This window comes from Pseudomonas sp. P135 (genome assembly GCF_020312125.1).
GTDB classification, from domain to species: Bacteria; Pseudomonadota; Gammaproteobacteria; order Pseudomonadales; family Pseudomonadaceae; genus Aquipseudomonas; species Aquipseudomonas fragariae.
In genome coordinates this window covers 1-13265 of the sequence record NZ_JAGPYR010000011.1, presented here as the reverse complement: position 1 = coordinate 13265, position 13265 = coordinate 1, and the positions used below count along the sequence as shown (strand labels likewise).

12 protein-coding genes and 1 pseudogene are annotated in these 13265 nt (G+C 47.8%); 1 reads left to right on the top strand and 12 read right to left on the bottom strand.

Annotated elements, in window-relative coordinates:
• Positions 1 to 6 precede the first annotated feature (6 nt).
• The 4 genes from KBY08_RS17160 to KBY08_RS17150 all read right to left on the bottom strand — a co-directional run bounded on the left by KBY08_RS17160 (position 7) and on the right by KBY08_RS17150 (position 4036).
• Positions 7 to 312: a hypothetical protein gene (locus KBY08_RS17160; protein WP_024638907.1), complete on the bottom strand. Its 306-nt coding sequence runs from the start codon at positions 310 to 312 to the stop codon at positions 7 to 9.
• Between the two features lie 274 nt (positions 313 to 586).
• Positions 587 to 2401: a hypothetical protein gene (locus tag KBY08_RS17155; protein WP_024638906.1), complete on the bottom strand. Its 1815-nt coding sequence runs from the start codon at positions 2399 to 2401 to the stop codon at positions 587 to 589.
• Positions 2401 to 2886, bottom strand: coding sequence for an ABC-three component system middle component 2 (locus tag KBY08_RS26850; protein ID WP_080289352.1), 486 nt, complete (start codon positions 2884 to 2886; stop codon positions 2401 to 2403). Before KBY08_RS26850 ends, KBY08_RS17155 begins: the two co-directional genes overlap by 1 nt.
• The gene (locus tag KBY08_RS17150) at positions 2879 to 4036 is read right to left on the bottom strand and encodes an ABC-three component system protein (RefSeq protein WP_201279535.1); all 1158 of its coding nucleotides are present in this window, start codon (positions 4034 to 4036) and stop codon (positions 2879 to 2881) included. Before KBY08_RS17150 ends, KBY08_RS26850 begins: the two co-directional genes overlap by 8 nt.
• Before the next feature lie 1097 nt (positions 4037 to 5133).
• Here KBY08_RS17150 and KBY08_RS17145 point away from each other — a divergent pair.
• On the top strand, positions 5134 to 5571 hold the full coding sequence (locus KBY08_RS17145; protein WP_024638904.1) for a DUF3757 domain-containing protein: 438 nt from the start codon (positions 5134 to 5136) through the stop codon (positions 5569 to 5571).
• A 57-nt stretch (positions 5572 to 5628) separates the two neighbouring features.
• Here the strand turns inward: KBY08_RS17145 and KBY08_RS17140 are convergent, their stop codons facing one another.
• The 8 genes and pseudogenes from KBY08_RS17140 to KBY08_RS17105 all read right to left on the bottom strand — a co-directional run.
• Positions 5629 to 6201, bottom strand: coding sequence for a DUF1349 domain-containing protein (locus KBY08_RS17140; RefSeq protein ID WP_111522622.1), 573 nt, complete (start codon positions 6199 to 6201; stop codon positions 5629 to 5631).
• 405 nt (positions 6202 to 6606) lie between these two features.
• Positions 6607 to 7068 carry an Imm26 family immunity protein gene (locus tag KBY08_RS17135; protein WP_111522621.1) on the bottom strand — a complete coding sequence of 154 codons (462 nt, stop codon included), beginning with the start codon at positions 7066 to 7068 and terminating at the stop codon, positions 6607 to 6609.
• A 383-nt stretch (positions 7069 to 7451) separates the two neighbouring features.
• Positions 7452 to 8012: pseudogene (locus KBY08_RS17130) on the bottom strand (RHS repeat domain-containing protein); the annotation flags it as partial.
• A 389-nt stretch (positions 8013 to 8401) separates the two neighbouring features.
• A complete protein-coding gene (locus tag KBY08_RS17125) occupies positions 8402 to 9205 on the bottom strand; it encodes a hypothetical protein (RefSeq protein ID WP_225651222.1) in 804 nt (267 codons plus the stop codon).
• A gap of 8 nt (positions 9206 to 9213) precedes the next feature.
• Complete coding sequence (locus tag KBY08_RS17120; protein WP_111522619.1) at positions 9214 to 10563, bottom strand: RHS repeat domain-containing protein; 1350 nt, start codon at positions 10561 to 10563, stop codon at positions 9214 to 9216.
• A gap of 440 nt (positions 10564 to 11003) precedes the next feature.
• Positions 11004 to 11324 (bottom strand): hypothetical protein, encoded by a 321-nt coding sequence (locus KBY08_RS17115; RefSeq protein ID WP_058822149.1) that lies wholly within the window; start codon positions 11322 to 11324, stop codon positions 11004 to 11006.
• Between the two features lie 261 nt (positions 11325 to 11585).
• Positions 11586 to 12131 carry a hypothetical protein gene (locus KBY08_RS17110; RefSeq protein ID WP_024642120.1) on the bottom strand — a complete coding sequence of 182 codons (546 nt, stop codon included), beginning with the start codon at positions 12129 to 12131 and terminating at the stop codon, positions 11586 to 11588.
• On the bottom strand, positions 12116 to 13265 hold a 1150-nt coding region (locus KBY08_RS17105), incomplete at its 5' end, for an RHS repeat domain-containing protein (protein ID WP_225651221.1). The genes KBY08_RS17105 and KBY08_RS17110, both read right to left, overlap by 16 nt.

Here is a 13265-nt window from a genome sequence, read left to right as displayed (position 1 = left end):
CAGACCTCATGCCCTCCAGCTCAAGGGCATCTCGAACACTTTGGCAAGCCGAGTCAGCGTCTCGGCAGATCTGGCAGAGATAGCGAGAGGAGGCTCTTTGATCATGTAGAACAGATGATCGAGTACGACACCCGCTTCGCCGTGCGCGATGTAGTCCAGAACGATCTCTGCCCCATTCTCAAGACCTGACTGTGCCAGTGGATGATCATCAGGCAAGGGGCCAAGCTGCGCATATTTAGCGGACATCAGTGTAGAGACCTCATCCAGCACTTCGAGGAGGTCTTCACGCAGATCGGGAATCAGCTGATTCATTTCGCCTCTATCCATGCCGTCATATGCTCAGTTTGTACCACCATCTGTCGAAGAGTTGCAGCGCTGACCCCACGACGGATTGCTTTCGACCCGTACTAGACGCTCGCAACGGGCCGGGACTGTTAAGCGGATGGTATCTCCTGATATGACCGGCGTTTAATTAGCCATAATTTTGCGAAAAACCTAAGCCTGATCGAAGCAACAAGTCAACTTAGCCGAAATCCGGGGGCAACCGAAAAACTACTAATAAGGCTATCTTAGCTTCCTAACGAACTTACAAAAGCCCAGCCCTACCCTCATGTGGATTATTAGTAAAAACTGTTAGATGCACATCTCGCATAGCTTCCAGAGGTGGGTGTTGATTCTCAATTATTACGACCTGGCTGCCGCTAGTATGATGACGGATCAAGTACTCATAGAATTTTTCTTTTAAATTACTTCCTCTCAGAAGCAAATCATCATCACCTTCAGGCGCGAAATAGGCAAGAAGCGGAGAGTCGAGCACTAGGAAACCAGGGTGGGGCAATGAGTTCTCTTGAGCATACTCAAGTAATCCCAGGCTTACCGCTGCGTGTGTGATTGACCGCAACCCTCTGCCACGGCTGCCCCTAGGTTTGCCATCGATAATAAAATCACTGGAGCCCTTGTCAAACACAACTTTACACTCGCCGGGAAAATTCCATTCATTTAGAATTGAGGAAATCTTGTCTGATAACGAATTGCCAATCGTGTCTGGGATACTGACAACGGCTGTCGTCTTGCCACCAGCTGAAGATCCCTCTTTTTCAAGTGATAATTTACGCTGAGTTAACTGTTCGATGCGCTCAAAGCCATTAATTTTTTTTGACACATCTTGCCGGAATTCAACCAAAGATTCAAAATCGATTTTTTCTTCATCTTTACGAGGGGAAAGCACCTCCTTTAAAGTGGCCTCGATCTCAACATACTCCTTCTCCTGACCTGAGTAATCTCTTGAAAGCTCATCGCTTTCAATCTTTAGTTCATCAATGGTTCGAACTAGATCGATCCTGAGTTTTTCAATTTTGGCAATCTCGGCGGAGGCTGCTAACACGGCCGAGCGAATATCCACTTCATCGTCATCTTCAAAGTGCTGATTGCAGGGTGCGGCACCACACATAGGGCAGTCCACTTCATCTACATAGACGAGCATGGAGCCGCTTTCTTCAATGGCCTCTAAGCGCGCAAGGTCGACATCATAATGGTCACGCAGGAGGTCAAACCTTGTGAAAAGGTCAGAGATTTCGTCAATGCGCTCAGAAACCAATCGCCGCTGAAAGACGTTATCTTTACGCTGTTCCAAAAGTTTGGAAATCAATTCATCATTAAGGGCAATTGATTTTCGATAGCGTTCTAACGTAATACCGATTTTCTCAAGCTGAAACTCAAGCTCTTCGCGCTTGCTATCCCCCACGTCAGCAGTCAACTCGAAAATCAAATCATCAAGCAAAGAAATCTTGCCTGAGTTGTCGACCACTTTCACTACAGGGGTATTGATTGCCGAGTCATCCATTCCGGTCACAAGCAATTTGACGGTTGCTAATTCAGAAGTTTTAGTGGTGAATTGGCCACTCCAAAACGGCGATCCTTTAGTAGAAATCTCTTCATCTTGAACAACAACTAACCTTGCTATGTTCCGGAATCCCAGGCTCTGCAAAGTGGATTTCGCGCTGCTTTTCAGAACCTTCTTGCCGAGCAGCCCAAGCTTGTCAAGCAAAAACCCCGAAAGGTTATCTGTAGCACCGTGAGAGTGTGTAGCCTTTAGTATCGTCGATTCATCCTGACCGCCCTCGATCAGTTTGAAGCCTCCACCATTTAGCGCTCGCTCCAAACTCCACTCTTCGCCAGAGTCGGACTCTAACGACAAAGTGATCCGATCATACCCCTCCAACTCATCAATTTCTCTGAGTTCAGAACCACCTAGCATGTAATCGATTGTCTCAGCCAGATAAGATTTACCAGTATCTGATGCACCACAAATTACGTTCACACCTTCAAAAAAATCTACATGTCGCTCATCAGTCGGACCTGAGAACTGAACACATCGCAACTGGAAACTGAACTCACTCATTATTTAGAGCCCCTCTGCTCAAAAGCTTGAAACTCACTGGTCCATCTAAAAATCCGATGAGTAACCTTTCGAACTTCATCCGTGGGTGTATTTCCATATGTCTCATACGCCCACCTGGCCCTGTCTAGTAACTTAAGCGCATAATTTGATGTTAGTGAGGATATGAAAGGCTGAGCAGTATCGGTCGCGATGTAACTAAATCCTTCATATGACGCGATCCGACTTAACAGCCCCCGCCTAACCATCAGTTTCAGTCCTGACTCTATCAATCCTCTGCGCACAAGAAGCTCACCTGCTCGCAACGGCAATGGTGCATGTAGACTACGAGGCCCGCTGGCATCTTCGGAGTGCACTACCAAATAGTCCATCTCTACTAAACGCTGTAGGTCCATTGCCATCGGAAATGCCGCAGTTAGGATAGCTAGAGAACGTACTCCTGTCTCCAGAGGGCCATTGAAAGGACTATTAACTGTTGGCTCAGTCATTTTCAGGCACCCACGTTAATCGATCATCATTTGCCAACTGATGGCATATGCCCTGACGATCCTGGGTTTTGAATGCTGAGGCTAAGGGATTTGCTGAAGCAGCAACGGTTGAAGAGTGGGTAATAGTGGCCTTCATTCGTGCCAATCCGTCTGCATGGTCATCCTCACAAACATCCACAACCCCATAGAATATTTCCTCTTGCAGGGCCGCGAACGTACCTTCAGGTACGGTATCTCTAGCAAAATTCCTTAGAGACTCTGCATGATAAAACCGCTCTCTCTGCCGGAGATAGTCTCTTTTTAGTGTGCCATGTGACTCAAAGTCAGTCTCATGGGTTATAGACTTATTCAGATGATTCGCATAAGCATCAAATATTTGTCGAATATAGCGACTTTCACGGCCAGTAGGCACTACCGGAGGTTTCAATGAGTCGGGCCTGAAAGGGAGCCCACCACCAAACCTAACAGCATGGAACTGGGTCCGGCTATGACCATCTATTAATTCGACAACAGATTTTGACGAAAATCTGGAGAAATCGAATGACTGAAAATAATCGAGAATCGCGCCCGATAGCGGAATCTCCATCGTCGATGTGATCCAACTTTTACAATTTTGGTCCCAATTTTCCTCCGCCTTGAATTGCAGTTCCTCAGGATTATTCAGAAGCTGCTCTAGGGTGGTTCCGATGTCTTGAGATCCGACAAAATAATGCTTACGTGGAGGGATATAGTGCCCCTTAAACGAATAATAAATTATCTTCCCAATCTCAACCCAGATATCACTAGGCCGGAGCGGATGACCATATCGCTTGCACTGATAATTATCCCAGGTGCCTTTGAATCCTTCAGGAGAGCAGAAGCCTGCGATATCCACACCCAAGTCCCCCGAGCCGCCGAAGCGTCGGACTTTTGGGTATTCAGTCGTCAGGCTACTCCCCCATTCCTCCACGAATTCCTCCCACTCTTCTGGGCTGAAGCTTCGAACGCGAAGGGGTTTAGGTATCGGAATACCGCTTATTACATGCGTCGCGGATGCGGAAGTCGTCCGTTCCCTTGGGGTAATTTCTTGTAGATCGATGTCCGAAATCACAATGCTCGCCTGCCATGTTGGAGCAGTGGCCCCCACTACACGAGGTGCCGATGTTTTCACTCCCCGGATCCTAAAACGTCCGTGCTGGGGGTGGACCGACGCTAGCAGAATGCCACTTTTTCGTCCATTGCTATGCGCATGCAGTCACTACCTTTCTTGGACGTCCGCTAATGGCCGATTCTGTTGAAAAAGTCGGATGTGGTTTTCACGGCAGAAAAGTACGCGCATGAGATTGAAATCTTGAATCGCCGCAAAGGCATTCAGACTCAGATTTCACGTAGCAGTGCGTAAAAGAGGCGCTTTCACCGAGCAGTTTTCTGGCAGTTTGAGAAAACCGACTTTTTCAACAGAATCGGCCGGTTGCTGTCCGTCACGAACGGCGGCAATCGACCCAAAGCGTTCATTAAAAGCAGGCCTGGCCAAAAGAGAGTTCGAAGGTCAGACCTTCCTAGCCTAGTCGCTGCTACCCATCAGAATCCATCTTTTCCCATGACCCTGAATATCGAAAGAGAAGTCCTACAATACTGGGTACGCCGGATGGCCTCTGGTTAGCCGAAATGCAGTTATGGCGCTGGCTTGGTCGAGGCGCACATACGTGAATGGTGCCTCAAGAATGATCAGGATTTCTGAGCGCTTCGGCGTTAGATCTAATGGACCATAACCGCCATCCCGCCAGCCAAAGAATTCGGTTCCCATATGCGGATACCGCAAAGGCATTATTGGTGCGTACGCCTGTGGGGAGTGGCTTTCACGAACCAAGCCTTAGTGAAGCCACCGGCTCGGTCTTTCGAGCCGTCATCCCGCGCGCTGCCCTTGCCATGCCTATGTGGACAGGGCTTCAGGAGTAATCAGCCAACCCACCTTCCCCACACAAACCAACGCTATTTCCTACACACAATTAAGGCGTGAAGGCGCAGACAATCGACAGACTAACACCTACGATAAACCCATCCACACTGGATACGATCAAGTTACTACTGAAGCACGCACCTCGCTTAATAACGAGATAACAAGCAACACATTTCTTGCCACACACTAGATAGTCATATTCAACCAACTAGCGGACTTGGGAAACAAGCTCGCTCGGCCTAACCGCGTAAAAACCCTACACATACGCTTATATACACATCAAGAATTAAATCATTTTAAGGAATATCATGAAAAAATTATTGATCGGCGTCGCAGTTGCTACTTCCCTGCTGGGACTGTCCATGACCTCTCAAGCGGCGGAAAACTGCCCTGCTGTCTCGAAGATCGAGCAGGTCTCGCCCGGCGTTTACCGGGCGAGCGGCAATGACGGCGAGTGGACCGGCGTGCTGCAAGGCGTTGTGACAAAGAAAATGCCTGTGCAGTCGTTTGACCTGGCCATCGCTATTCAAGAGGGTGCAGACGCGCCTCAGATGTTGCAACACTGCACCTACAACATCGGTGGGCGCGAGGCGCTGGACATGCGTTTCATTGCTAAAAACAATAAGGATTTCACTATAAAAACTGCAAGCAGTGCCTGGAAGAAAGAAGATGGGCCTTTTGGTCTTGTCTATAACGTGTGTGAAAAAACATCACCTGAAAACTGCAAGTTCACTGTCGTTCAGTAACACGAAATAACCCGGTCGCTCTTCAGCGAGCCCCACGACGACTCGCTGAAGAGCAACTCACGTCAGATCATGCAAATCCTTGCCCAGTGCAGGCATGACCTCGAAATGAGAGAACACCACCTCCAGCCCTCCCCGTTCCGGGCTGCAGCACATCGGGCCTACGGCATAAACATCACTCGCTGGAAATGGTGCCAGGCGCAGCAATGGCCAGCGCAGGCCGTCGCTGGAGTGCTGAATACGCAGTAAGCCCTTGGCGACGGTGACTCGCAGCCAGAGGCCGGATGACGAATCAAATACACCCGTTGCCCAATCGGATTGTCCGCAGGTTAAAACGCTGCCCAGCATCAGGGTTCCGTCACTGACTTCAACGCCGGTTTTGACCCAGTTGCGCTCGTCAATGCGGACCATCAAGCCCGCTTGATCGTAAAGCGTCTTGAAGTCACCCTGCACATGCACTTGCGCAGTGAAATCACCGGTCACCGAAACACCCAGAAAATGACCCGTGTCGCGGCAGAAGCCGTAGTGCGTCTGCTGCCAGAAATCGGTTTGCGGATCTGTGGTGACCGTCAGACGCTCGTCCGTCACACTGCAATGCCGGGGTGGGTTCAGCCAGAAGCCTTTGTCGAACATGTCGCCTCCTTTGTGGGGTTGTCGAGGGTGATGGACCGGGTACGCCGGGAAACGTAGGCAGGCCCGTCGAAAGTGCTTCCTGATTGAAATGGATCAGGTTTTACCTTGGAAGGCCTGATCGCACTAATTGAGCCGCATTACCCGAAGGACCAAGGTGGGCCTGATCGCGATGTTGCGCCAATGCAGGGTGATCGATGCAACGATCATTTATGCGCCGAGCTCGACCAGGAACAAGGACGGCAATAGTCAGTCTGTCTAAAGCGAGCTCGATAATAATGACCCTTTGACGAAAACTTATACTCCAGCCTCCTTACCGCTTAAAAATTGACAATATGTCAGCCCGAACTAAAACCAAAACCAATAAATCGTAGAAACACTAAAACAATCTAGCTTTAAATAAACTAATTAGAGGCCAAGCTCTTCAATTACGTCATCTTCCCCCATAGGAGAGTAGTCGGGTAATTTTTTTGCTTCACTCTCTGCAATAGCCTCTTCATTATCAAAAATATCAATTTTTTTACATCCAGACGCAATGCCCGATGTAAAGCGTACTAATTCATCATGAGGAATATAATCCTCATCATGAGCAACTATTCGCCAATCACCTTCGATTTTTCGATCAAACAATCCATAAGAGTCCAATATTACAGGCCGCCCAAGCCTTTTCATCGAAACTAATTTTGACGCGTCGGGAGTATCTAATACTTGATCAAATATCTCTGCTACGTGACCAAGACTGTTTTGAGTCATTATTCTACCAATACGATATTTTCCATTTACAGAAAAACAGAAAATATCGCCCGACTTTATATTACGCAACAACGTTTTAGGCTTTTTCGCCCAGCTATAATATTTTACGCCCATCATCCACATCCTCCAGAGCCTAGTGATAATTTCTTAGCTCGATAATTGCCTTCAAAATTACTCTGTCGAAAAGCTGCTCGAGTCGTATTATTGTGATCAAATGAATTGTATTTATTCCCCCTATTTCCTAGGGATATATCCTCTCCAATCACACCTGTTTTAGTCTCGTAATGCTCAATATAAGCTTGCTCATATCCTCTAGCCTGCCCGTAGTTGACATTTCTGTCCAAAGGTTTTAACTTCGCTCCAGAGCTAAGTCTACCCGCATCTACGTGTTCAGTACGGCGCCTAGCAATATCATTCGTAATGCCTACATAGTAAGGTTTGCCAGCCCCTTTATCGAATAATCCATATACATTAAACCCAGGAGCAAGCTCGTGCACCCATCCTAACGGGTCAATCCACTGGATAGGGTTTGGGGCATATTTATACAAATTCTCCCCACCCAACAAACCCAATCGGATCCTGCGTTATAAACCGCCCAATCTCCGGGTCATAATACCGAAACGTGTTGTAATGCAGTCCCGTCTCGACATCAAAATACTGTCCTTGAAACCTTAGGTTCTGCTCAACCTCGTTCACCACCAGCTTCTCAACCGCCCCCCAGGCTCGGTACTTCGCCTGCCAGACAATCTGCCCTTCGGCGTCGGTCATTTCAGCGGTGTACCGATCTGGTCGGTGTGGAAGTAGTAAACCTTGTTCTCTACCTCGCCTTCTTTCTCGTCAACACGCGCCAACGGTGCATAGCTGCCGGGCTCGTAGAGGTACAGGCTGCTCTGTCCCGGACTTTCCTCACGCAGCATGCGCAGGCCTTGCCAGAGGAAGCGTTTGTGGTCGGTTTGGCCTTTGATCTCGGACTGTTTAAAGACTCGCTTGCCCAGACTGTCGTGCTGGTAGCTGCTGGTGCTTTCCACCTGTGTGTCGGCCATGGTGCAGCTTCGTAGCAGAACTCTTCGCCGTCGACCACTCGACCGGTGTTGCTGTCGTAGCCGAATGCTTGAGTGCGATAGACGTAAGCGGCAAGTCGTCGCGTCCAATGGCGCTGATCGGTCGGCGATCCAGGTTGACTTGATACGGATAGCCACTGGTGTAATACAGATGGTTAGGTGCAGGCCTGTGCGAAGAGACTGTGTGCTCAACTCGCTGAGTAGATCGTACTCGCAGGGCAACGGTCCATAAGACACAGTATTTTTGACACAGTGGACCAACAGTTCTTAGACAAAGTCGATTTTTCAGCTTTGACGCCAAGTTTCTACCCCCTTTGGTTTTAACCTTAAACTATTAAAGAGCCGTAAATTCTAATATATTAAAAAGCAAAAAGTCTTATGCATTATTTTTAGTTATTATCGAAGCTTTTCAGATAATCACCAAACCAAAACTCTACAGCCTCTTCATTAACGCCATACATACCTTCCCAAAAATCTACAGGATAGCTCCAGTCTGTTGAACGAGATTTTTTTGGCGCAAGTCCAATATACGTATAACCCTTAGTGAACCCTTTATGATCTGGGCTTTCCAAAACACCAATCTGCCCTAACAAATCCAATAGACCTCGGGATAACTCTTTGTTTAACATGGAGCCCTGTATAGCCCTTACTTTTTTTTCCAATGTCACAGGCGTTTCTTCAGGGCCTGATTCCCTAGCAGTTTTTAGCACCTTCTTTAAAATATCAATGGATTCAACTTTTTCTGATGGCGCTTTATTATGTTCCCTTAAGAAAAAATACAGTTGTTCAGGGTTTCCGCTGTTGCTGACGCCTATGCTATACCTAGCGAGGTTGCAAAAAGTGAAATCTCTTGTTTTTTTCTTAAACAAACCACAGATATTGCATTGGATATTTTCCGTAGACTGAAAACTATGCTTCGGAAAGTTCAACATAATAGCGTAAGCTGAGAGAGCTGCTCTTTTTTCTGGCTTGCCTGTTTCAAGACCTACCAAGAAAGATTCGACAATGCTTTCTTTTGCAGCTGATTTTTTCTCATGGAAAAGTTTTTCTATGAGTTCGTCGTGCTCAATTTCTTCACTTGGAAAAATCATATTATTTTCAAGCAGAACTTCTAGTGAGCGAGGACTACTCAGCGTTTCCACAGAGCCGCTGCGATAAAAGTCTTTTATAGCCTTTTCCAAATCTTTATTCATAGTAACCCCTAGCAAGTTGCTGTGCCGACTGCGGTGCGCGTTTCAATGGGTGACAATGAGCTGACTTTGCTCACACCTTTTCCTTCCAAGTAATTATCGGCGCCAGCTACCCTTGCTCTACCCTTTTCTGTAGGAAGTTTATCGTCAGCCATACCATGGATAATATTTCCCCGCACATTAGCACTACCACGACCTAATATCGGTTTTTCTCTAACCCCGGCATTCTCAATGCCTCGTACAACATCATAATCCGTGCCTCTTGGAGTTATTTGAGAAATGCTATCGCCAGTCCCGAAACGTACGCCATCTGCTCCCTCATTTTTACCGTGACGACGCATAACATCGCTCAACGACGTTTTATCTGAAGCACGACCATGATAATAAGCACCATCTTCGTTAGAAAGGAAATAGTTCCAATCCAGCCCTAACGGATCAATCCAAGCTGTTGAATTATGTGCATACTGATATAAATTAAACCCACCTTCCAACCCAATCGGATCCTGCGTAGTAAACCGCCCAATCTCCGGGTCATAATACCTAAACGTGTTGTAATGCAGCCCCGTCTCTACATCAAAATACTGCCCCTGAAACCGCAGGTTCTGCTCAACTTCGTTCACCACCAGCTTCTCAACCGCACCCCACGCCCGGTACTTGGCCTGCCAGACGATCTGCCCTTCGGCGTCGGTCATTTCCAGCGGCGTGCCGATCTGGTCGGTGTGGAAGTAGTAGACCTTGTTCTCGACTTCGCCTTCTTTCTCATCAACACGGGCCAGTGGCGCATAGCTGCCGGGCTCGTAGAGGTACAGGCTGCTCTGTCCCGGGCTTTCCTCACGCAGCATCCGCAGGCCTTGCCAGAGGAAGCGTTTGTGGTCGGTCTGGCCTTTGATCTCGGACTGTTTGGCGACTCTTCGGCCCAGGCTGTCGTATTGGTAGCTGCTGGTGCTTTCAACCTGCGTGTCAGCCATGGTCTCGGTTTTGACCAGGCGGTTTTCGCAGTCGTAGGTGAAGGTTTGCCAGCGCACGATGCCGACAACTTTTTCGATCAGGTTGCCCCAGGCGTCGTATTTGTATTCGTGGTTCGCCCACTGTTTGAGGCGGTTGTCTTTGACGTGGTCGAAGCGGCTGGTGTTGAAGTTCAGGCGGTTGGCGGCGGCGTCGTAGCGGAATTCTTCGCCGTCGACCACGCGGCCGGTGTTGCGTGCCAGCAACTGGCCGTTGGCTTCGTATTCGTACTGGGTTTCGCCGCGCAGTTTGTCGAGGGTGCGGCTCAGTTCACCGGCCGGGTCGTATTCGTAGCGGCGGTGAATCGGGTTGTAGGCGTGTTCGACGTAACTGCCTGAGCAGTCCTGAAAGCGCACAACCTGAGCGAGGCTGTTCCGCCACAGGTATTTGGACTTGAGCGTCGGGTCGACTATGGTTCCCCAGTAGCATGTTGCTGTGGCGGGTCACCACGTCTTCGGTGTAGGTGAGACGAAGCGCACTGAATCGCCGTTACCATTGAACACCTCGCCGAGCTTGCTGTCGCTGTCGGTAGTACAGCTTGATTTGGTGTAAGCGATAGCACAGCGCTAATTCAAGAGAAAGTGGCAGCTGACTGAGACAAAGTTGGCAGTCATGCCGCGGCATACCTTATTAAAGAGCAATAGAGCTTTTGGTATATGTGGAGTAGGTAGCAAATGCATCGTTACGACTAATAAATCATTTTTTACGCTTGCGGTATCTGTGCCTTTCGAGCTAATAACTAGCTATACATAAAATGCTGGCTAGATTATTTTATTTAAAGTTGCTTGTGGTTTTTCTAGGCTTTAAAGATCTTAAATGTATCATTTTCATAATAAAACTTAAACGCATCGAAGTAGTTCTCGACGCTTGGGTGAGGTAATTGTTCATTAACATTTGATATTATATCTTCGATAATAGGTGTTTCTAGGGTCTCCTTCCAACCCTCACCTAATACTTGCGGAGGCAAGTAGTCTGTGGAGTCGGGCGGAAAATCGCGACTATCTAGTGAAAATGCCCCTTTGGTATCCAATGCCCATGGGGTGTCAGGAAGATAAAACCATGAGTCTGGCATCTCTGATATGTTTAAAATAACTTCTCTAATGCTATAAGTCTTCATTTTCACCTCAACATGCTGAGTTTTGCAACTTTTTAAATCCACCCTACTGGTTAGGGTGGAGGCTGTTCTGTACGGGGCCTGGAGCCTTATGTTGCGCTCTAGGCATCAACTCAATATCTTTAGGGCTTTGAGCATTATGATGCCAAGAATGGTTTGGAGGGCTTCTATCACTGAAACCTCCTCTAGGACCAGGTTGAATGTGCTTTGCCGCATCTGGAGGAAGAGCTGGCTTTAGCTGGGGGGTATAATGCTATAGCATATTCAAAGCATATGGCTGGTTACTAATTTTTCTAGATCGCTAATACTTATGCCGAAAGAGGTTTTTGTATTTGAGATTTTTGTGGCTAGATCTAATACAACGGCAATTTCATTTGAGGTTACTTTATTTTCATCATAGAGTTCGTCAATCTCATAGCTCAATAAGTCTATATTCTGCAGAGCCATGTCTACGCATTTATGAAGTTTGAAAGTGTCGGAGTCGATAAGAAATAATAAAAAATAATCTAATGCAATCATCAGATTTTGTGCATAGCTACCTTCTTGCTCAGAAAACTCCTCAGTGTCTGGTATGTTTTTCTTTACAGTATGCTCAATTTTTATAATAGAATCTTTCTTTTCGGACAGCGAGGTTTTTAGCGCTTCTACAACTAAACCTTCAAGATTTTCTGAATAGCAACTATCAAAAGCTTTTATAAGACGTATTTGCCTATACAAATAGCTTGCTATCAGCAAACATTTTTGTTGATGATTAAGTTTCTCGATATAGGACAACACGGTGGCGTCCTCAAAAATCAAATTCCACTGCATGTGCTTCCTCCTAACCGTTTCCGACTTTTTTTACCAGTTGTATGTGTGTCCGTCTTAACACCGTGCTCCTTCATTAAGTGTTCACAGTCCAAACACACCCCTCTCGATGCATCTATATTGGTCGCGCCTTTACCTGCTTTTATTATAGTTTCCTCTGCATGGCCCTGCCCATTTACGACGTTAATCCCTTTACCTTGAGCCCACTCTCGTTGAATTTTAGGCACGGTCTTATCGCTTGATGCAATGAATAATCCCCCTTTGCTATCCATTCCCAAAGCAGTAGTCTTAAACTTTTGCGCGGTAGGATCAAGCAAAGCATGAGCTTCATTCACAAGGCCTAGTAATTCAGATAAGCCCCATGGATCAATCCAAGCTGTTGAATTATGTGCATACTGATATAAATTAAACCCACCTTCCAACCCAATCGGATCCTGCGTAATAAACCGCCCAATCTCCGGGTCGTAATACCGAAACGTGTTGTAATGCAGTCCCGTCTCGACATCAAAATACTGCCCCTGAAACCGCAGGTTCTGCTCAACCTCGTTCACCACCAGCTTTTCAACCGCCCCCCACGCCCGGTACTTGGCCTGCCAGACGATCTGCCCTTCGGCGTCGGTCATTTCCAGCGGTGTGCCGATCTGGTCGGTGTGGAAGTAATAAACCTTGTTCTCTACCTCGCCTTCTTTTTCATCCACGCGCGCCAGCGGCGCATAGCTGCCGGGCTCGTAGATATACAGGCTGCTCTGTCCTGGATTTTCCTCACGCAGCATGCGCAAGCCTTGCCAGAGGAAGCGTTTGTGTTCGGTGTGGCCTTTGATCTCGGACTGTTTGGCAACTCTTCGGCCCAAACTGTCGTACTGGTAGCTGCTGGTGCTTTCCACCTGCGTGTCAGCCATGGTCTCGGTTTTGACCAGACGGTTTTCGCAGTCGTAGGTGAAGGTCTGCCAGCGCACGATGCCGACGACTTTTTCGATCAGGTTGCCCCAGGCGTCGTATTTGTATTCGTGGTTCGCCCATTGTCTGAGGCGGTTGTCTTTGACGTGGTCGAAGCGGCTGGTGTTGAAGTTGAGGCGGTTGGCCGCAGCGTCGTAGCGGAACTCTTCGCCATCGACCACGCGACCGGTGTTGCGCGCC